Below are 21358 nucleotides of genomic sequence, written 5' to 3'. Positions count from 1 at the left end.
TCAATGACTCGAACTGACCCACTATTAACAGTACTGAAGTTAGCCACGGCAGCTGAAGATCAAGCTGCATTACAGCTTAAGTCGGCGCAATTCGAAAAACAAAAACGCCAGGGGCAGTTGGACGCGCTAAACAACTATCGTTTAGATTATATGAAACAGATGGAAGGGCATACGGGGACTACATTGCGTGCTAACCAATACCATCAATTTCATCAATTTATTCGTCAAGTCGATAGCGCGATTATTCAGCAAGTTGCCGCGGTTAAAGATGCTGAAAAACAAGTCGGTTATCGTCAAATTCATTGGCAAGAAAAACAACAAAAACGCAAAGCGGTAGAGATGCTATTAAGCCAAAAAGCAACTAAAGCGATGGTGATAGAAGCTAAGCGCGAACAAAAAATGTCTGATGAATTTGCTATGCAGCAATATTTTCGCCGAAATCTTAAATAACACTACCATAGTTAATCTATTTTATTGTTTCATATCACGGTCAGTGATGAACCTGCGTCGTTATTACTATATGTACCTTGCCAATACTTATTCTGTTTCAATCAAACAAAGTCATTCTAGTAAACATCAATTGGCACCTTAATTGCTTAGTAATATTAAATAAAACAATAATCGTCAGCGAAGTGACAGTTTCTGTAGATGGATACAACTCTTTATAGCGCGGTTTCGTCACTTCAAAGTACATTGTTAAATTCGCCGTTTTTGATGTTGTTAGAAAAATACCGGCGACAAATAACGTTAACCTCACATGATAGAGTGGAGCAGATTATGCAGCAGTTGAGCAATATTTTACTTGGCAATAGCAGTAAAACAGCTGATGCAAGTAGCAAAGATATGATACAAGGTGTTGAAAATACATCATTCTTATCTGCTTTTCATCAGGCGAATCAATCAGGTTTAGCTAAATCGCCTGTTGCTAATATTTCGCCAGTTGTCTCTAGTGAAGTTTTGTCGATGGTTGAATCTGATGCGATAGTAGACCCTTTAAAAGATTCTACAGATCTCACTAATATCAGTAACACTGAAAATGGTGCCGATATTGATCTTATTTTTGCTCAACTTAATATGGCTGACTCACTCAGTAAATCTCATCCTTCAGACGGAAATATCTTGCCGCATACTGATCAACGTGACTGGTCCGGGAATAAGAGATTAGATATTCCAACTGAATTGACCGAGTCTCAAGACTCCAGTTTTATTGCAGAAGAAAGTTTAGTGGATGATTTATTTGCCGATTTGATTGAAGTTCCTGATGATTCTGTCACTTCAAAAAATTTTTTGACTCAACTAACAGCAGAAGAACGTCAAGAATTGACTGCTTTTTCTGGATTAGCACCAGTAGAATTATTGGAGTTAGATAACCAAAATTTAACACAATTAGTCAATGACTTTAATTTACAACAGCCTGTAGTTGATGATTCTATACTTGAATTAGCTGCAGCTGGATTAGAAGGTTTAGTAAACATATCACCAAAACGAGATTATATAGACAGTAATTTTAGTTATATTGATCAACAAGATATTATCGATATTAATGGGGATTTTGAAAAAAAGTTTAATAATGAAACATCTAAAGATATTATTTTCAACGATGAGCCGACAATTACGACAATAAACGGTGATGTTGAGTTGGACGATAATACTGTCATACCGGACGAACTTGACAAGACTTTACTCAATCAGCCGCATGCGATATCGACTTCGCCGTTAAGCCGTTCAACAGATAATGTCATTTCACCTTCGGTATCTAATTTAGGTTCTACAGCATCAACCTTGCCGACAAATTCACTTAATACAAACTCGATATTAGGTGGTGATATAGTAAATGATATTAATAAGCAAAGTATTGGAACAAATATCAAAACAGACGGAACTGTTGAAGCATCGGTATTATCTAAAGCGGATTTTTCGGTAGTGCTTGATACTGTTGTCGGTAAAAAAGTAAGTAGTGACGCCGCTTCTGTTTTAATGCAAATAGATAATGATATTAGTGCGAGTGAAATTGATAATAAAACATTTTCAAACCAAAGTAGTTTTACGCCAATTCATAAAAGTGATGTTCCACAATTTCAGCTATCGTTAAGACCACAGGGAGAGCCTGGTGCTCAGATGCAAGAGATGATCCAGCGTTTTTCTCCTGTAATGAAACAGCAGTTAATAACCATGGTCAGTAATGGTATTCAACAAGCTGAAATTCGTCTTGATCCACCAGAACTTGGACATTTAACGGTTAAAATTCAAATCCAGGGCGATCAAACTCAAGTACAGTTTCATGTAGCGCAGTCGCAAACCCGCGATATAGTTGAACAAGCTATGCCTCGATTACGCGATATGCTGGCTCAAGAAGGATTGCAACTGACAGACAGCCAAGTGTCCCAAGGTGATGGTGGTAGTGAACAACCGCATGAACAATCATCTAATCAAGGTGGGGGAGACAGTCAGTTGGATGAAATTTCAGCACAAGAGGTCAGCTTGATGACAAATCCATCAAGGAGTTTACATTCAGCTATAGATTATTATGCTTAAGCAGGTAACCTATAGCAATAATATGACTTTTCAATAAAAGCTGACTACTTAGCTAAGTTTCAATATTAATCACAATGTTGATTAGGAACCAGAATGCCTGAACAAGAATTAGAATTGAATGAAGCCGCTGAAGGCGGAAAAAAAAGCAAAAAATTAGTCATCTTTGGTGGCATTGGTTTAGTGTTGGCTTTGCTTATTGGGGGCGGCGTGTGGTTTTTTATGGGCTCTGATGAACCTGAAAATACTGACTCTCAGACAGAAACAGAAACAGAGACATCTACAGATGCCAAACCTATGTCGATGGAAGAAGCTAATTATGTCGGTATGCCGAGACCTTTCCTATTTAATTTGCCCGGCGTTGACCGAGCTCGACTGGTTGAAATTAAAGTTCAATTAATGGTGCGTGGTGATGATAGTGTGCTTACACAAAAACATATTCCATTGATTGAAGATGCATTACTAACTACTTTTAGTGCAGCTGACGTACAGAAACTCAGTACCCAAGCCGGTAAAGATGAGCTACGTCAGTTAGCGTTACTCAATGTTCAAAATACGCTGCAACCAATAACAGGCAAGAAAGTTGTTGAAAAAGTCCTGTTTACTGGCTTTGTAATGCAATAACCAAAAGCATTAACTGCTAAGGCGATAATGTGAGTGATTTATTAAGCCAAGATGAAATTGATGCGCTTTTGCATGGTGTTGATGATGTTGATGATGATGAAATAGAAGAGAACAGCGCTGATGCGCGTTCTTATGATTTCTCTTCTCAAGATCGAATTGTGCGTGGCCGTATGCCCACGCTTGAAATCGTAAATGAGCGATTTGCACGGCATTTACGCATCAGTATGTTTAACATGATGCGTCGCGCAGCCGAAGTGTCGATCAATGGCGTACAAATGCTGAAGTTTGGCGAGTATGTACATACTTTATTTGTGCCAACCAGTTTAAATATGGTGCGTTTCAGTCCACTTAAAGGCACTGCATTAATCACCATGGAAGCACGTTTAGTCTTTATTCTGGTCGACAATTTCTTTGGTGGTGATGGCCGTTTTCATGCCAAAATCGAAGGCCGTGAATTTACACCAACAGAACGTCGTATTGTACAGTTGTTGCTTAAAATTATTTTTGAAGATTATAAAGAAGCGTGGGCACCAGTAATGGATGTGGAGTTTGAGTACCTCGACTCTGAAGTGAATCCTGCAATGGCGAATATTGTCAGCCCGACAGAAGTGGTCGTGATTAATTCGTTCCATATCGAAGTTGATGGCGGCGGTGGTGATTTCCACATTACCATGCCGTATTCGATGATTGAGCCCATTCGTGAATTACTCGATGCCGGTGTTCAAAGTGATAAACAAGATACTGATATGCGCTGGTCGCAAGCATTACGTGATGAAATCATGGACGTGCAGGTCGGTTTTGATGTCAATGTTGTTGAACATGAAGTGACATTACGTGATGTGATGGGGTTTAAAGCTGGGGATATTATCCCGATAGATTTACCTGAACACATTATGATGCGAATTGAAGGTTTACCGACTTATCGTTGTAAAATGGGTAAATCGCGCGATAATTTAGCATTAAAAATCAGTGAGAAAATTCCGCGGCCAGAAACGGTTAAAACAGAGATGCAATTAGTGACTCGCAAAGGCAAGTCGCGTGATATTTCAGATTTATAAGGTGAAGTAGAATGAGCACAGAAGATACAGGCGATGACTGGGCTGCAGCAATGGCGGAGCAGGCTTTAGAAGAAGCAGAACAAGTAGAGCTTGATGAATTAGTCGATGATTCCAGACCTATCACGAAAGAAGAAGCTGCCAAGTTAGACGGTATTCTAGATATTCCGGTAACGATTTCCATGGAAGTGGGTCGCAGTTTTATTAGTATCCGTAATTTACTCCAGCTCAACCAAGGTTCGGTGGTCGAACTTGATCGTGTAGCCGGTGAGCCTTTAGACGTTATGGTTAATGGAACCCTGATTGCTCATGGTGAAGTTGTGGTAGTGAATGACAAATTTGGTATCCGCTTAACGGATGTTATTAGCCAAACAGAACGTATCAAAAAACTTAAATAACTAAAAAATATAATAAACAATAATATAGCAAAGATTGGCGTGTGTTGAGCTTTGCTAAGTTGGTTGCACAAACAAGGAATAGCAGTGGCGAATATGATACTAATGCTGAGCATTATGAGTGAGGCGTTAAGCGTCCCTGAAGTGTCTAGTACTCTGGCTAAAAATGCCTCTGCTCATCCCGCTGAAGTGTCTAATGTGGCAACATTAGCCAACATGGTTGGTGGATTAATTGTCGTATTAGCGCTTATTTTTTTGTTAGCTTATATTGTAAAACGTCTTAAGTTAGTGCCATCTAATGGCGGTGTGATTAAAACGATTGCAGTAACTCCCATCGGTCAACGTGAAAAAGTGGTATTGGTGGAGGTCAATGGCCAGCAATATCTACTTGGTGTAACCTCGCAACAGATTAATCTGATTGATAAGTTAGCCACCCCCGTCGACGTTCCCATTTCTTCGTTTGCTAGCCGTCTAAAACAAGCCAAGGAACAGCAATAATGAATAAGTACACAACAGCATTGGTATTGGCGATGATGGCGCTAGTGGCAATGGTTTTATCGCCTTCAGCACTGGCTCAAGATGGTGTGTTACCTGCGTTAACGGTTACAACAGCTGCAGACGGAACAACTGAATATTCGGTAACAATGCAGATTTTATTGCTGATGACAGCAATGAGTTTTATTCCTGCAATGGTCATAATGCTCACTTCATTTACCCGCATCATTGTGGTGCTATCGATATTAAGACAAGCTTTAGGTTTACAACAAACACCCTCGAATCAGGTATTGATCGGCATCAGTTTGTTCATGACGTTTTTTATCATGGCACCGGTTTTTGATAAGATTTATGCTGAAGCTGTAGAGCCTTATATCAATGAAACCATGACCTTAACGCAAGCTTATGATGTTGGTAAAGAACCCATTAAAACATTTATGCTATCGCAAGTGCGTACCACAGACTTGCAAACATTTATTGAAATTTCTGGTTACAAAGACATTCAATCTCCTGAGCAAGCACCAATGAGCGTGGTGATCCCAGCGTTTATTACCAGTGAACTTAAAACGGCGTTCCAAATTGGCTTTATGCTGTTTGTGCCTTTTTTAGTACTCGATTTGGTCGTTGCCAGTATTCTAATGGCCATGGGTATGATGATGTTGTCACCGATGATTGTGTCACTGCCATTTAAAATTATGTTGTTTGTACTCGTCGATGGTTGGGGCTTAGTGATGGGCACATTAGCGAATAGTTTCGGAATATAAGGCCGCGTATTTATGTCTCCAGAATCGCTCATTGATATCTTTCGAGAAGCACTGTCAGTTATCGTACTGATTGTGTCAGCGATTATTTTACCAGGCTTATTCATCGGTTTAATTGTGGCGGTATTTCAGGCCGCGACATCTATTAACGAACAAACCTTAAGCTTTTTACCACGTTTATTGGTGACGTTATTCGCGTTGATGTTTTTAGGCCATTGGCTAGTACAAACCATGATGGATTTTTTCTTTGAGATGGTTAATCTCATCCCACAGGTTATAGGTTAAGCCATGGATATTTTGTTTGATGAAATCAGTCAAACAATTGCCGCATATCTTTTGCCGTTTTTCCGTATTTCATCCATGCTCATGGTGATGGCGGTATTTGGCGCAAATACGACTCCCGCTCGAGTTCGATTGATGTTATCCGTGGCGATAACGATGGCCGTTGCGCCTATTTTACCCCCTATTGAAAATGTCGAGCTACTGGCATTGAGTTCAGTTTTTGTCATTGTTCAGCAAATTTTAATTGGCGTCACCATGGGATTTGTAACCTTAATGGTGATGCAAACATTTGTATTAACAGGGCAAATAATTGGTATGCAAACCAGTTTAGGTTTTGCCTCCATGGTCGACCCCGGTTCTGGTGAGCAAACGCCTGTTGTGAGTAACTTTTTCCTATTATTAGCAACACTTATCTTTTTAGCTGTTGATGGCCATTTGTTAATGATACGGATGTTGGTGGCCAGTTTTGAAACTATTCCTATTTCAAATCAAGGTATATCACTCGCTAATTATCGTGCGCTTGCTGATTGGGGTAGCTTTATGTTTGGTTCGGCATTAACAATGTCGATTTCGGCTATTGTGGCGTTGTTATTAATCAATTTATCCTTTGGTGTAATGACTCGCGCCTCGCCTCAGTTGAATATTTTCTCTATTGGTTTCCCGGTCACTATGGTTAGTGGTTTGTTGATTTTGTGGTTAACGTTAGCACCTATCATGGCGCATTTTGATGAAGTGTGGATGGCTGCGCAGTTACTTATGTGTGACGTTTTGCAACTTCAATGTCAACTTAATGGCTCAGTGGTATTTTAAGGGGCACATATGGCAGAAAGTGACAGCGGTCAAGAACGCACAGAAGAACCCACATCCAAGCGACTTGAACAAGCTCGAGAAAAAGGTCAAGTCGCTCGCTCTAAAGAGTTAGGTACCGCAGCGGTACTGCTTGCTGCATCTGTTGGGTTTTCGATGACAGGTCCTGCTATTGCCAAAAGCCTCTATACCATTATGGAGCAGATATTTTCCATGGAGCGCGATCAGATTTTTGATACTAACTCCATGTTCCGTGTGTGGGGGGTCGTCGGCAATGAGCTCGCAGGGCCATTAATTAGCTTTATTGCTTTGTTGGCGTTTGTGTCTTTCCTAGGCAATATTGTGCTAGGTGGCATGTCTTTTTCAGTCAAAGCGTTTATGCCTAAAGGCAGTAAGTTAAACCCCATGAACGGCTTTAAGCGTATGTTTGGCACCCAGGCATTGGTAGAGCTTACTAAGGGGATTGCTAAGTTTTCGGTGGTAGCATTATCGGCTTATTTTTTACTAAAATTTTATTTCTACGATATTTTGACTCTGTCCAGTGATCATCTCCCGGGTAATGTATACCATGCGCTAGATTTACTTATTTGGATGTTCATCTTACTTTGCAGCTCGATGTTATTAATCGTTATTATTGATGTGCCATTTCAAATTTGGAATCACAATAAACAGTTAAAAATGACCAAGCAGGAAGTCAAAGACGAGTATAAAGATACTGAAGGTAAACCTGAGGTTAAAGGCCGCATAAGACAAATGCAGCAGGAGATGGCGCAACGACGCATGATGACCGAGGTGCCTAATGCGGATGTTATTGTGGTTAACCCAGAACATTATGCAGTGGCAGTTAAATACGATGTCAGCCGATCATCAGCCCCTTTTCTAATCGCTAAAGGTGTCGATGACGTAGCCTTTAGAATACGAGAAATAGCTCGAGAGCATAACGTTGCTATTGTATCGGCCCCGCCGTTGGCTCGTGCTATTTACCACACGACTAAAGTGGATCAACAAGTGCCAGAAGGCTTATTTACTGCTGTTGCGCAGGTCTTGGCTTATGTATTCCAGCTTAGGCAATATCAAAAAGGTAAAGGTCGTAGGCCAAAACCTATCCCGCTTAAACAACCCATACCAGATGATTTAAAGCACTAATAACTAATCTATTTTAGATAGATAATATTTGTGGCTTAATTTTTGCTTTGTATGTCTATTCGCGTCAAATAATAGTCCATTGACGCCGTGATCTGACATAAAGGGTTCATCTTAATATGGATGCAAAAGCAGCTTTTGGCCAAATGAAACAAATGAAAGTATCTACTTTTAAAGGGATCGGAACGCCTTTATTAGTACTTGCTGCGTTAGGAATGGTGGTTTTACCTATTCCTGCTTTTTTGCTAGATATTCTGTTTTCATTCAATATTGCGTTGGCTTTAGTTGTACTCTTAGTTGCTATTTATGCTGACAGACCACTCGATTTTGCTGCTTTCCCTACCGTATTATTAATTGCAACGTTACTAAGACTCGCTCTAAACGTCGCCTCTACCCGTATTGTATTGCTTGAAGGTCATAATGGTGGTGCCGCTGCGGGTAAAGTCATTGAGGCTTTTGGTTCTGTGGTTATTGGCGGCAATTATGCCGTTGGTTTAGTGGTGTTTATTATCCTTATTATCATTAACTTTGCAGTGGTAACTAAAGGTGCGGGGCGTATTGCTGAGGTGAGTGCTCGTTTTACCTTAGATGCAATGCCGGGTAAGCAAATGGCCATTGATGCTGATTTAAATGCTGGCACATTAACCCAAGACCAGGCGCGGATCCGCCGTGCTGAAGTAACTCGTGAAGCCGATTTCTACGGTGCGATGGACGGTGCTTCAAAGTTTGTTAAAGGTGATGCCATTGCAGGGATCATGATCCTAGTCATCAATATGATTGGTGGATTTGTGATTGGTATGATCCAGCATGGATTAGACTTTTCTAGCGCGGTTGAAATTTATACCTTACTAACCATCGGTGATGGTTTAGTTGCACAAATTCCCGGTTTATTGCTGTCTATTGCCGCGGCCTTAATGGTGACGCGTCAAAACGAGTCAGGCGATATGGGCCAAATGATGTTCAGTCAGATGTTTGACAGTCATAAATCATTAGCCATTGCTGCTGGGTTACTCTTTATTATGGGTATTGTGCCTGGTATGCCTCATGTTGCGTTTTTGACATTTGCATTTATTACCGCTGGTGCAGCGTACTTTATTTACAAGCGTAATGTTGACAAAAAGCAAGCTGCATTAACGTTAGCGACTAAAGGGCCGGTTGAGAGCAAGGATAAAGAACCTAAAGATTTAAGCTGGGACGATGTGCGCCATGTTGATACTATTGGTCTTGAAGTCGGATATCGCTTAATTCCGCTGGTTGATAAGTCTCAAGGTGGTGAATTATTAGGCAGGATCAAAGGCGTACGTAAAAAACTGTCACAAGAATTAGGTTTTTTAGTGCCAGCGGTGCATATTCGTGACAATCTAGACTTATCACCCAATGCGTATCGAATTTCGTTAATGGGTGTCGTAGTGGGTGAGGCTGAAGTTAGGCATGATTGTGAATTAGCCATTAATCCTGGCCAAGTTTACGGTAAACTAGACGGTATTGAAACTCGCGACCCAGCTTTTGGTTTAGAGGCAGTTTGGATAGCGCCAGAGCAACGTGAACATGCACAAACTTTAGGTTATACCGTCGTTGATACTGCAACGGTTGTAGCGACTCACATAAGCCAGTTACTGAGTAATAATGCTGCTAAGTTATTAGGTTACGAAGAAGTCCAGCAGTTAATGGATATGCTTGCTAAGAACTCTCCTAAATTAGTGGATGGTTTTGTACCAGATGTCATGCCTCTGGGATCAGTTGTTAAAGTGATGCAGAACTTACTGAATGAAGGGGTATCGGTACGAGATTTACGCACCATAGTGCAGACACTATTAGAGTACGGTACTAAGAGCAATGACACTGAAGTATTAACGGCAGCAGTGCGTATAGCGTTAAAACGTATGATCGTACAAGAAATCTCTGGACCAGAACTCGAAATCCCTGTCATAACATTGGCGCCAGAGTTGGAACAGATGTTGCATAAGTCTATGCAGGCGACTGGCGGTGAAGGACCTAATATTGAACCTGGTCTTGCAGAGCGTATGCAGCAGTCATTATTAGACGCTGCACAGAAGCAAGAAATGGTAGGACAACCAGCCATTTTATTGACATCGGGTATGCTTAGGTCAACGCTGTCAAGATTTGTTAAATACACTATTCCAAATTTACGAGTGATTTCATATCAGGAAATCCCGGACGAGAAACAAATTAGAATTGTTTCTGCAGTAGGCCAATAGTGATAACGTCAGTTTATAGAGGTGCATAAGTGAAAATTAAACGATTTTTTGCCAAAGATATGCGCGCTGCATTGGCTCAAGTAAAAGAAACCTTAGGTTCTGACGCTGTCATTATGTCAAATAAAAAAGTCACTGGCGGAATCGAAATTGTCGCTGCTGTAGATTATGATGAACCTAAAGCCGCCATCGCATCACAAGCGCCGACTACCGGTTTTATGGATGTCAGTGACGATAGGGTGTCATTAGGCGCTAAGCCTGTGATGAAAGCTCAATCAAAGGTGAACCCACCTCCTGAGGCCGACTCTTTACAAGCCTTACTTCAAAAACAACATAATCGCATGACACAACAAATGTCTGTCAGCCAAGATGAACCGGATTTACCAGAATGGGCCCGCCAATTACAAGGGGCAAAGGCTGCTAAACCAGCATCAACTTTTCAATCGCAAGCGGCACTAGAGCAAGCTAAAAAAACCAATAAAAATCAATCTGCTGATATGGATGCTCTGCGCGAAGAAATGGCTTCATTGCGTAACTTATTGACCCATCAAGTTTCATCGTTGATGAAAGATCAAAAAAAGCGTACCGATCCTGTTGGCGCAATGCTAGAAAGTAAATTGATTGCAGCAGAGTTTTCTCCAGCCGTTGCTGCTAAACTAGCGGGGCTAAGTCAACACTACACCCCAGCCGATTTAGTGAGAGCATTACCACAAAGTTTAGCCAATTTACTCGACAATCAAGGCGACGATATAGTTAAACGTGGTGGTGTTGTGGCGTTTGTTGGTCCAACCGGTGTAGGTAAGACAACTTCTTTAGCTAAAATAGCCGCTCGCTTTGCCGCCCATCATGGCCCAGAGCAGGTAGCATTGATTACCACCGACCATTATCGTATTGGTGCCTATGAGCAATTAGCGACTTATGGCAAAATAATGGGCTGTCCGGTTAAGCAAGCACATGATTTAACCGAATTAGAACAAATTTTATATCAATTTAGAAATCGTAAGTTAGTATTAATTGATACCGCAGGTATGGGACAGCGAGATATGCGCTTATATCAGCAACTGGATAATTTAACAGCAAATAGTAGGATCCCAATTCGGAGCTACTTAGTCTTATCTGCGACTGGTCAACGTCGTGTGTTACAAGATGCTGTAGAACATTTTAAACGAATTCCATTAGCGGGTGCGATTTTAACAAAGTTAGATGAATCGATATCAATTGCAGGTGCATTGAGCGTATTGATTCAAAATGAGTTACCATTAAGCTATGTTACTGACGGTCAACGTGTTCCTGAGGACATGAAAGTAGCAGATACGTTAGAGTTGGCTAAAAAGGCTCTCGCGGCGTTAAATGAAACAGAACAACAATCGTCACAAGACACAGTGTGGTCTAATGACACAGCCTATGCATTTGAGTAAAGATATGACTCGGGATCAAGCAAGTGGTTTACGTATGATGAATCAACCAAATAACGATAAAGTTAAAGTAATTGCCGTATCCGGTGGTAAAGGCGGAGTGGGTAAAACCAGTGTGTCAATTAATACTGCGGTAGCACTAGCTGAAAAAGGCAAACGCGTATTAGTGCTTGATGCCGATTTAGGTTTAGCCAACGTCGATGTCATGCTTGGGATACGTGCTGAGAAAAATTTATCTCATGTTTTGTCCGGAGATGCCGAATTAGATGACATCATTGTTCGTGGACCTAAAGGTATTGGTATTGTTCCTGCCACATCGGGTTCTCAAGCGATGGTTGAGTTGTCGCCAGCACAACATGCTGGACTTATCCGTGCATTTAGTGAAATGCGAACTCAGTTCGATATTTTAATTGTGGATACTGCTGCTGGTATATCAGACATGGTGCTGAGTTTTTCTCGTGCATCACAGGATGTATTGATAGTCGTTTGCGACGAACCAACATCAATTACTGATGCTTATGCGCTGATTAAAATTTTAAGTCGTGAACATGGTGTGTTCCACTTCAAAATTGTGGCAAATATGGTACGTAGTTTACGAGAAGGTATGGAATTATTTGCTAAACTCAGTAAAGTGACGGATAGATTTTTAGATGTTGCTTTAGAATTAGTGGCAACAATACCATTCGATGAAAATTTACGTAAAGCTGTTCGTAAGCAAAAGTTAGTTGTTGAAGCGTATCCTAAGTCGCCTTCAGCTATTGCTTATCATGGATTAGCCAATAAAATTATGACTTGGCCAGTTCCACAACAGCCAGGTGGTCATTTAGAGTTTTTTGTTGAACGTCTTGTACAACGTAAGCCGATACAAGAAGGAAGAACGAGTGAATAAAGCCGCCGCGTATACTCAGTTCGATAACAAAACGTCTATTGTTGAACAGTATGCACCGTTGGTAAAAAGAATTGCTCATCATATGCTGGCAAGATTACCAGCATCGGTGCAACTTGATGATTTATTACAAGCTGGGATGATGGGGTTACTTGAGGCCTCATCTAAATTTGATAACAGTAAAGGGGCCAAGTTTGAAACCTTTGCAGGCATCAGAATTCGTGGTGCAATGATAGATGAAATTCGACGTGGTGACTGGGTTCCGCGCTCAGTTCATCGTAATAATCGTCTAGTAGCACATGCAATTGATGAATTGGGGCAACTGCTTGGAAGAGATGCCAATGATACAGAAATTGCTGAAAAACTTGATATGTCTCTCGATGAATACCATCATATCTTAAATGATGTTTCTGTTGGTAAAATCATAGGCATAGAAGACCTTGGTGTGTCGCAAGATGTGTTAATCACAGACAACGAAACGCCAGATGAAACCTTTGACTCGCTTGCTGAAATTCAATTCCAATCTGCATTGGTTGAAGCAATTAAGACATTGCCAGAAAGAGATGCATTAGTGTTGTCGTTGTATTACGACGAAGCATTAAATTTAAAAGAAATCGGTGCCATCCTTGAAGTTAGCGAATCGCGAGTAAGCCAGATATTAAGTCAGGCAATGCTCAGATTAAAAGCGAAACTCAAGCATTGGACACAAGAATAATAACTTATCTAGAGCAAACGAGTGTCAGCTCACCGGAGGAAACCTTGGACAAGAATATGAAGATTCTTATTGTTGACGATTTTTCAACAATGAGGCGTATCATTAAGAACTTGTTGCGAGATTTGGGATTTAATAATACCCAAGAAGCAGATGATGGCTCAACAGCCCTACCTATGTTACAAAAAGGCGATTTTGATTTTGTGGTAACAGACTGGAATATGCCTGGAATGCAAGGTATTGATTTACTTAGAGCAATCCGTGCAGATGATTCGTTAAAGCATTTACCTGTGCTAATGGTAACTGCAGAAGCTAAGCGTGAACAGATTATTGCTGCAGCGCAAGCCGGTGTAAATGGTTATGTCGTAAAACCTTTTACCGCAGCTACGTTAAAAGAAAAGTTAGACAAAATCTTTGAACGACTCGCATAAGCAAGGATAAGTCATGCAGGCATCAATATCGGGGTTAATCACTCTCGAACAGGCCCAAGAACTTGTTGAATTGCTTACCTTGGGTCAACAAGATAAAGCCGATGAAATGATCAGAGAGCTTGCAACGCCATTGCAGCGTGAGCTTTTTGAAGAAGTTGGTAAGCTAACTCGACAACTCCATAGTGCACTAAAAGATTTTCAAGTTGATAACCGTTTATCTGAATTAGCCAATACCGAAATACCAGATGCTAAAGAAAGATTGAACTATGTTATCGACATGACAGAACAAGCCGCAAATAAAACCATGGATGCAGTTGAAGAATGTCTACCTTTGGCCGATACCATCATTAGCAATATACAATCAGTGACGCCAATGTGGGATAAATTGATGCGTCGTGACATAGAAATGGGTGAGTTTAAGTCACTTTGTCATGATGTTCAGCAGTTTATGTTACATAGTGAAAATGATTCTAATCGTCTTCGCGAGTTATTAAATGAAATTTTGATGGCGCAAGACTTCCAAGATTTGACGGGGCAAATGATCCGTCGAGTGATTGATTTAGTTCGTGAAGTAGAAAGTAATCTGGTCTCAATGCTAACGGTATTCGGAGATCATACTACCGAATCATTGCCAACTATAAACGAAAATAAAATAGAAGCAGAAGGTCCCATCATGCATGCTGAACTGCGTGAAGATGTGGTGACAGGTCAAGATGAAGTAGACGATCTGCTATCAAGTCTGGGTTTCTAATTAGGAGTCAATTTAATGTCTTTTGATGTTGATGAAGAGATACTCCAGGACTTTTTAATTGAAGCTGGCGAGATTTTAGAGCTTCTACAGGAGCAGCTAGTTGCTCTTGAAAATAATCCTGATGACAGTGATTTACTCAATGCTATTTTCCGTGGATTCCATACTGTTAAAGGTGGGGCTGGTTTTTTAAGTCTAAAACCGATGGTTGACGTGTGTCATGAAGCTGAAAACACGTTCGATTTATTACGCACCGGTAAACGTGGCGTAAATGCAGAATTAATGGATATTATTTTGCAAGCGGTCGACGCGATTAATTCCATGTTTGCTCAAACTCAACAGGGAGAATCACAAGACCCTGCTGATTCTGCATTACTTGCTAAACTCAAATTATTAAGTTCAGGTGCGCCATTACCTTCAGAAATGTCGGCAGATGAGCCAGAACCAATTGAAAATATTGTTGAATTCAGTGATCCTGAATATGTTGAAGATATTAGCATTCCCTCAGCGGAAGTATCTGACACTGGCAGTATTGATGACATTGATGAGTCAGAATTTGAGGCGTTGCTTGATGCCTTACATGGTCCGGGTAAAAGTCCTGTTGCAGCTAAACCTTCTGAAGTAAAAAAAGACAATATTGATTCAAAGCCTGCCGCAAGTAGTAGCGATGAAATCACTGATGATGAGTTTGAAGCATTATTAGATGAATTACATGGCTCAGGTTCATTTGAAGCTAAAACCAAACCTGCAGCTCCAACTAAGCCTGCTGCAACGCCTATTGTTGAACCCCTTGTTGATTCTGATGAAATAACTGACGATGAATTTGAACGTCTTTTAGATGAATTACACGGAAAAGGTACTGCGCCAGTTGCTAAATCGCAAACGCCTCCTCCAGCTCAACCTTCTAAAGCCGTTGCTCCTGAGCAAGCAGCAAAAGTTAGCCCAGCTCCTGTTGTTAAACCAGTAGCGACATCAGTCCCTGTAGTTGCTCCAAAGGTTGAACCTGTAAAAGACAAAACACCTGCTAAAGCGGCGTCTGTCCCACAAGGTGAAACAACGGTTCGTGTTGATACTGCTCGTTTAGATCAAATCATGAATATGGTTGGTGAGTTAGTGTTAGTGCGTAATCGATTGGTTAGTTTAGGCATTAATCGTGAAGACGAGGAGATGTCCAAAGCGCTAGCAAACCTGGATTTGGTTACGGCTGATTTACAAGGTGCGGTGATGAAAACCCGCATGCAACCGATTAAGAAAGTTTTTGGTCGTTTCCCGCGTGTTGTTCGTGATTTAGCCCGTACCTTAAATAAAGAAATTGATTTAATCATGATTGGTGAAGAAACCGACCTTGATAAAAACTTAGTTGAAGCGTTAGCCGATCCTTTAGTCCACTTGGTTCGAAACTCAGTCGATCACGGTATCGAAATGCCGATAACTCGTGAAGCTAGCGGTAAATCTCGAACCGGTACCATTACCTTATCGGCTAGCCAAGAAGGTGACCACATCCTGCTTAAAATTGAGGATGATGGCGCGGGAATGGACCCTGAGAAGCTAAAACAAATTGCGATAAGTCGTGGTGTGCTTGATGAAGATACCGCCTCGAGAATGACCGATAACGAAGCTTACAATTTGATTTTTGCCCCAGGGTTTTCAACCAAAGTTGAAATTTCAGATATTTCAGGCCGTGGAGTGGGCATGGATGTGGTGAAAACCCGCATCAACCAACTTAACGGTACTGTTTATATTGACTCAATGAAAGGTAAGGGTACTGTTCTCGAAATTAAAGTGCCATTAACCTTGGCTATTATGCCAACATTGATGGTTGATGTGTCTAATCAAGTTTTTGCACTACCATTATCAAGTGTGAATGAAATCTTTAATTTAGATTTAACAAAAACCAATATAGTCGATGGTCAATTGACGGTGATTTTCCGTAATAAGGCCGTGCCATTATTTTACCTAGAACATTGGCTGCACAGTAAAAAATCAACATTTAAACATGGTGATAAGAAGCATGGTCATGTGGTTATTGTTCAGCTTGGCACGATGCAAATTGGCTTTGTTGTAGATGCATTGATTGGACAAGAAGAAGTGGTCATTAAACCGCTTGGCAGTATGTTACAAGGTACTCCAGGTATGGCGGGTGCGACAATTACATCCGATGGTGGTATTGCACTGATTTTAGATGTGCCAGGACTGCTAAAACATTACGCTAAAAGCAAAAAAATAAAATAAAAATAAAAGTTCCATTATTTAAGGAATTAAATGGCCATAAAAGTACTAGTTGTAGATGATTCTAGCTTTTTTCGACGTCGAGTCAGTGAGATTGTCAATCAAGATCCTGATCTCGAAGTCGTTGCCGTTGCTGTTAATGGCAAAGAAGCTGTTGATATGGCTGCAAAGTTAAAGCCTCAAGTCATTACGATGGATATTGAAATGCCTGTGATGGACGGTATAACTGCTGTCCGTGAAATTATGGCTAATAATCCTACTCCCATTTTAATGTTTTCATCGTTAACTCATGATGGTGCTAAAGCGACACTTGATGCGTTAGAAGCAGGTGCATTAGATTTTTTGCCAAAACGTTTTGAAGATATAGCAACCAATAAAGACGATGCGATTCTTTTGTTACAGCAACGAATTAAAGCATTAGGTCGACGTAGGATATATCGGCCAAGTTCGTTAACACCTACTTCATTACCAGAATCTCGTCGTTCAACGATTGCGGCTCCAGATATCAATACGCCTCGTCGTCCGCTAAGCAGTCGTTTAGCTTCCACAACAACGCCTGTAGCGACTCGTTCCAGTTTATCCACAACCTTAGCAGATCGTCAGAGCGCTAATCCGACAACGTCTACAATATCGTCTATTCGGGCCAGTGGTAAGCAATATAAATTGTTACTCATCGGGACTTCAACCGGTGGGCCAGTAGCATTACAGAAAGTATTAACTGCATTTCCTGCAAATTATCCTCATCCCATAGTGTTGATACAGCATATGCCTGCGGCGTTTACTCCAGCCTTTGCAGCTCGTTTAAATACCTTGTGTAAAATTGAGGTAAAAGAAGCCGAAAATGGTGATGCCATGCGCCCTGGTTGTGCTTATTTAGCGCCTGGAGGCATGCAGCTCATGATTGAGCGAAGCGGTATTTCTGGAAGACTTAAAGTCATTTCCGGAACCCAAGAAATGAACTATAAGCCGTGTGTTGATATTACTTTTGCATCAGCATCCAAAGCTTTTGGCGGTGATGTTTTAGCGGTTGTATTAACGGGAATGGGCGCAGACGGTAGAGAAGGTGCCAGAATGTTAAAGTCTGTCGGTGCCACTATTTGGGCGCAGGATGAAGCAAGCTGCGTGGTATATGGTATGCCTCAAGCTGTAGCATCAACCGGTATCGCAACTCACTCTATTTCATTAGATAATATGGCTGAAGCTATTTTAAAAGAGTCTAGTCGTGGCTAAGCCAGAATACTCATTGCGGACGAAGCAAAAACTGGGATTTTTTTTGTCCTTTATTGCCATAGTAGTATTAGCGGGTTTGTATATTGACGCTGATCAAAAAGTGACGTTATTAGAGCAGGATGTAGCACGATTAACGGCGTCTCAAGTGTTATTGATGGTACCCGATGATCAGGCCGCGAATATTGCTAATTGGTTAACTCAACATCCTGAACAAACTCAAGCAATCATAGCGTCAGCAGGAAAAAAACAAGCACAAAGTGTGCTGTTTGGTCCGGGTTCTTTAGATGATGCACCGCTTACTGATATTGATAAGGTTGAGCACGATACTGATGTTTCTGCTGAACAAAATGATCAAGAAGTCATAGTGTCAGAAGATGCTCAGGGGGTTAAAGTGATCCGTTTACCTAATGGTGGCATCCGTGTAACAACCCGCGATGATAAACAACACAAGCAGTAGTCAATTTACCATAACAATATCATTATAATGAGTTGAGAGGCTTCTTTGAAAGTATGGACGGTAGCTAACCAAAAAGGTGGGGTAGGTAAAACCACCACAGTAGCCAGTTTAGCCGGAGCATTGGTTAAACGTGGCCAACGAGTGTTGATAATCGATACCGATCCTCATGCTTCATTGGGCTATTACTTAGGTATTGATTCAGACGAAGTGCCTTGCTCGCTTTATGATGTTTTTTTGAATCATCAAACACTGACCCAAGAGTTTATTTTACAAAATGTGCTTCCAACTCAAATTGAAGGGCTTGATATCATTCCGGCTAATATGGCGTTAGCGACACTTGATAGGTCACTAGGTCATCAAGAAGGAATGGGGTTGGTGTTACGTAACTTATTGTCATTGCTTGAAGATAAATATGATGTTGCTATTATCGATTGTCCGCCAGTATTAGGGGTGTTAATGGTTAATGCATTAGCAGCAAGTCATCACATTATTATTCCTGTTCAGACTGAGTTTTTGGCGATAAAAGGACTCGAACGTATGGTGAAAACCATGGAAATAATGGGGCGTTCTAAGAAAACCCGTTATAGCTATACTGTATTACCTACAATGTATGACAAGCGCACTAAAGCGTCCCCAATAGCGTTACAATTTTTGCAGGATAAATATGCTTCAACACTGTGGCCCAATGATGTAATACCTGTAGATACAAAATTTAGAGATGCAAGTTTGGCTCATTTACCCGCATCACATTATTCAGCCAGTAGCCGAGGTGTAAAAGCATATAATCGTTTGCTGGATTTTTTATTTTCTCAGGAGTTTACTCATGTCAAAATCGGTTGATGAAACTGTTTTTGATTATTTCAGTCTTTTATTACAGGAATCGCCTAAACCGATTACTGAGCAAAGCCTTGAGGTAAAACCAAGTCTTTCTGTTAATTCCGTTAATGACATCACCGATAAAGTGTCCATTATTAACGACGACAAACCGACTCGTATGTCGGCTGAAATGACGTTATCGGCACATTATTCACAACTAACATCATCTAAAGCCTCTCCTGTCATTGCTAGGCAATATGCAGAGCCAACTACCAGTGTCGATAAACAGGCACTTGAAAAATTATTATCTGCTGTGTCTAAACCCAGAGTAGAAACCGATTTAACGCAACAGATTAAAGCCAGTGCAGAACGAGTTCGTCAGGCTATCACTCATATTGAGCCTGAAGTTGGCATTAGTCGTGCAAAAATACAACAAACAGAATTAACGAATAAAGAAATCAAGCCGTTAGTCGATATAAACAATAACGAAAGTTCACATGCTGATATAAAAGACGCTATTATTAAGCATGAACAGTTGGTAGAGAATTCGCCGACGCAAGAGCACAATGCTCCACAGACTCAGGTTGGACACCAACCGCCCAGTATTACTCATGATTTGCAAGAGTTACTTGAAGATGAATTTCAGGTGTTATTCTTCAATGTAGCAGGGTTAACACTCGCTGTGCCATTGGTGAGTTTGGGTGGGATTATAAAAATAGAGAAGATAAGCCATCTTATCGGTAGGCCATCTTGGTTTAAAGGGGTGCAAACCCACCGAGATACTAAAATAAATGTGGTTGATACGTGCGCGTGGGTGATGCCTGAAAAATATACTCCAGAATTAGCACAGACAGTAAATTATCAATATCTTGTTATGCTTGAAGATAGTCAGTGGGGATTAACGTGCGAATCGTTAGTTAACGCCGTTAAAATAGATAAATCACACGTCAATTGGCGTGAGAAACCGGGTAAGCGTCCTTGGCTTGCTGGGGTAGTAAAACAACAAATGTGTGGCATTTTACATGTTCAAGCATTAATCAAAATGCTTGATGCAGGTTTAGGTTGTCAGGATTCGATTGACCGAGGTTAACTATGAGCAATTCTAGAAGTGTAGCAGCGGCTACTGCAGCTAAAGACGATTTAGTATTACAATGGGTTATATTTAAGCTAGATAATGAAACCTACGGTATTAACGTAATGCAAGTTCAAGAAATATTACGTTACACCGAAATTGCTCCTGTACCAGGTGCACCAGATTATGTTTTAGGTATTATTAACTTACGCGGAAACGTGGTAACGGTTATCGATACTCGTTCACGTTTTGGTTTACCATCAGCAGAACTGGATGATTCTACTCGAGTGGTTATTATTGAAGCTGAAAAACAAGTGATCGGGATTTTAGTTGATAGTGTAGCTGAAGTGGTTTATTTACGTCGCTCAGAAATTGATAACGCGCCGAATGTGGGCACTGAAGAAAGCGCTAAATATATTCAAGGCGTAAGCAACCGCGATAACGAATTATTGATTCTAGTCGACTTGGATAAATTATTATCTGATGATGAGTGGGTAGAGTTAACACAAATTTAATCGTAATCTGATGAAAAAAGCCAACCGAATTACTGTTGGCTTTTTGTTTTGGCTTTAATTTTGTTTTTTTGGTTGAAGCAACAAAGGTATGTTAATGGGTGATGAATTTCTAATTGCGGCTTTAGTGTATGTTATTGCATGTCTTGGTTTGGTACTTTACTTACAAAAACAGTCGAGTAAATTAAAAACTAAAGTTAATGCCCTAACAGTGCTAGTAAAAGAAAGCGACCGTCAGCGGGAAGCTGTTAAACGTGAACTACACGAATTGCGCAGTGGTACTATTGGTGTAGGAAGGCGAGTTGTCGAATTAGAGAAAAAACTCTCCAAGCAATTTGACATGTTGGAAGAAGCTAGCCAGCAAGACCCTCAAGCCAAGTTATATTCTAGGGCAGTAAAAATGGTGGGTTTGGGGGCCGGTATTGAAGAGTTAATGCAAGAGTGTGAGTTACCTAAAGCAGAAGCTGAATTAATATTACGCCTACATCGAAAATAGCTCGTTAACCATTTGCTCGCAATAATAAAAGCCATCGATATGAT

General features: G+C 40.8%; 23 protein-coding genes. All 23 read left to right on the top strand.

The window, feature by feature from the left end; genetic code table 11:
- Positions 1 to 3 precede the first annotated feature (3 nt).
- Entirely contained in the window at positions 4 to 450 is a 447-nt protein-coding gene (gene fliJ / locus CXF88_RS03580) for a flagellar export protein FliJ (RefSeq protein ID WP_101085388.1), read from the top strand.
- Positions 451 to 777: 327 nt separating this feature from the next.
- Positions 778 to 2535: a flagellar hook-length control protein FliK gene (locus tag CXF88_RS03575; RefSeq protein ID WP_242445090.1), complete on the top strand. Its 1758-nt coding sequence runs from the start codon at positions 778 to 780 to the stop codon at positions 2533 to 2535.
- A gap of 93 nt (positions 2536 to 2628) precedes the next feature.
- Positions 2629 to 3156, top strand: coding sequence for a flagellar basal body-associated protein FliL (fliL, locus tag CXF88_RS03570; protein ID WP_101085386.1), 528 nt, complete (start codon positions 2629 to 2631; stop codon positions 3154 to 3156).
- A 29-nt stretch (positions 3157 to 3185) separates the two neighbouring features.
- Complete coding sequence (gene fliM, locus CXF88_RS03565; protein ID WP_101085384.1) at positions 3186 to 4214, top strand: flagellar motor switch protein FliM; 1029 nt, start codon at positions 3186 to 3188, stop codon at positions 4212 to 4214.
- A gap of 11 nt (positions 4215 to 4225) precedes the next feature.
- Complete coding sequence (gene fliN, locus CXF88_RS03560) at positions 4226 to 4609, top strand: flagellar motor switch protein FliN (protein ID WP_101085382.1); 384 nt, start codon at positions 4226 to 4228, stop codon at positions 4607 to 4609.
- Between the two features lie 93 nt (positions 4610 to 4702).
- Complete coding sequence (gene fliO / locus CXF88_RS03555; protein ID WP_242445114.1) at positions 4703 to 5104, top strand: flagellar biosynthetic protein FliO; 402 nt, start codon at positions 4703 to 4705, stop codon at positions 5102 to 5104.
- Positions 5104 to 5865 (top strand): flagellar type III secretion system pore protein FliP, encoded by a 762-nt coding sequence (gene fliP / locus CXF88_RS03550; RefSeq protein ID WP_162022664.1) that lies wholly within the window; start codon positions 5104 to 5106, stop codon positions 5863 to 5865. The genes fliO and fliP overlap by 1 nt, the downstream gene beginning before the upstream one ends.
- A gap of 12 nt (positions 5866 to 5877) precedes the next feature.
- Positions 5878 to 6147 carry a flagellar biosynthesis protein FliQ gene (fliQ, locus tag CXF88_RS03545; protein ID WP_011636667.1) on the top strand — a complete coding sequence of 90 codons (270 nt, stop codon included), beginning with the start codon at positions 5878 to 5880 and terminating at the stop codon, positions 6145 to 6147.
- 3 nt (positions 6148 to 6150) lie between these two features.
- Complete coding sequence (fliR, locus tag CXF88_RS03540) at positions 6151 to 6954, top strand: flagellar biosynthetic protein FliR (protein ID WP_101085381.1); 804 nt, start codon at positions 6151 to 6153, stop codon at positions 6952 to 6954.
- Between the two features lie 9 nt (positions 6955 to 6963).
- Complete coding sequence (gene flhB / locus CXF88_RS03535) at positions 6964 to 8097, top strand: flagellar biosynthesis protein FlhB (RefSeq protein ID WP_101085380.1); 1134 nt, start codon at positions 6964 to 6966, stop codon at positions 8095 to 8097.
- Positions 8098 to 8213: 116 nt separating this feature from the next.
- Entirely contained in the window at positions 8214 to 10313 is a 2100-nt protein-coding gene (flhA, locus tag CXF88_RS03530) for a flagellar biosynthesis protein FlhA (protein ID WP_011636670.1), read from the top strand.
- Positions 10314 to 10342: 29 nt separating this feature from the next.
- A complete protein-coding gene (gene flhF, locus CXF88_RS03525; protein WP_101085379.1) occupies positions 10343 to 11728 on the top strand; it encodes a flagellar biosynthesis protein FlhF in 1386 nt (461 codons plus the stop codon).
- Between the two features lie 4 nt (positions 11729 to 11732).
- A complete protein-coding gene (locus CXF88_RS03520) occupies positions 11733 to 12614 on the top strand; it encodes a MinD/ParA family protein (RefSeq protein WP_011636672.1) in 882 nt (293 codons plus the stop codon).
- Positions 12607 to 13326 (top strand): RNA polymerase sigma factor FliA, encoded by a 720-nt coding sequence (locus CXF88_RS03515; RefSeq protein ID WP_101085378.1) that lies wholly within the window; start codon positions 12607 to 12609, stop codon positions 13324 to 13326. Before CXF88_RS03520 ends, CXF88_RS03515 begins: the two co-directional genes overlap by 8 nt.
- 44 nt (positions 13327 to 13370) lie before the next feature.
- The gene (gene cheY, locus CXF88_RS03510) at positions 13371 to 13754 is read left to right on the top strand and encodes a chemotaxis response regulator CheY (RefSeq protein WP_011919599.1); all 384 of its coding nucleotides are present in this window, start codon (positions 13371 to 13373) and stop codon (positions 13752 to 13754) included.
- Between the two features lie 13 nt (positions 13755 to 13767).
- Positions 13768 to 14505: a protein phosphatase CheZ gene (locus tag CXF88_RS03505; RefSeq protein WP_101085377.1), complete on the top strand. Its 738-nt coding sequence runs from the start codon at positions 13768 to 13770 to the stop codon at positions 14503 to 14505.
- 15 nt (positions 14506 to 14520) lie between these two features.
- Positions 14521 to 16734 (top strand): chemotaxis protein CheA, encoded by a 2214-nt coding sequence (locus CXF88_RS03500; protein ID WP_101085376.1) that lies wholly within the window; start codon positions 14521 to 14523, stop codon positions 16732 to 16734.
- A gap of 30 nt (positions 16735 to 16764) precedes the next feature.
- Complete coding sequence (locus CXF88_RS03495; protein WP_101085375.1) at positions 16765 to 17961, top strand: chemotaxis response regulator protein-glutamate methylesterase; 1197 nt, start codon at positions 16765 to 16767, stop codon at positions 17959 to 17961.
- Positions 17954 to 18418 carry a membrane anchored protein in chemotaxis locus gene (locus CXF88_RS03490; protein ID WP_101085374.1) on the top strand — a complete coding sequence of 155 codons (465 nt, stop codon included), beginning with the start codon at positions 17954 to 17956 and terminating at the stop codon, positions 18416 to 18418. Before CXF88_RS03495 ends, CXF88_RS03490 begins: the two co-directional genes overlap by 8 nt.
- 45 nt (positions 18419 to 18463) lie before the next feature.
- Positions 18464 to 19258: a ParA family protein gene (locus CXF88_RS03485; protein WP_101085373.1), complete on the top strand. Its 795-nt coding sequence runs from the start codon at positions 18464 to 18466 to the stop codon at positions 19256 to 19258.
- The gene (locus CXF88_RS03480; protein WP_101085372.1) at positions 19242 to 20324 is read left to right on the top strand and encodes a chemotaxis protein CheW; all 1083 of its coding nucleotides are present in this window, start codon (positions 19242 to 19244) and stop codon (positions 20322 to 20324) included. Before CXF88_RS03485 ends, CXF88_RS03480 begins: the two co-directional genes overlap by 17 nt.
- A gap of 2 nt (positions 20325 to 20326) precedes the next feature.
- The gene (locus tag CXF88_RS03475) at positions 20327 to 20821 is read left to right on the top strand and encodes a chemotaxis protein CheW (protein ID WP_011636681.1); all 495 of its coding nucleotides are present in this window, start codon (positions 20327 to 20329) and stop codon (positions 20819 to 20821) included.
- Between the two features lie 94 nt (positions 20822 to 20915).
- Entirely contained in the window at positions 20916 to 21314 is a 399-nt protein-coding gene (locus tag CXF88_RS03470) for a DUF2802 domain-containing protein (protein WP_059747932.1), read from the top strand.
- The last annotated feature ends 44 nt before the right edge of the window (positions 21315 to 21358 follow it).

The organism is Shewanella sp. ALD9 (assembly GCF_002836315.1).
Lineage (GTDB): Bacteria > Pseudomonadota > Gammaproteobacteria > Enterobacterales > Shewanellaceae > Shewanella.
This window is presented reverse-complemented; position numbering and strand designations above follow the sequence as displayed.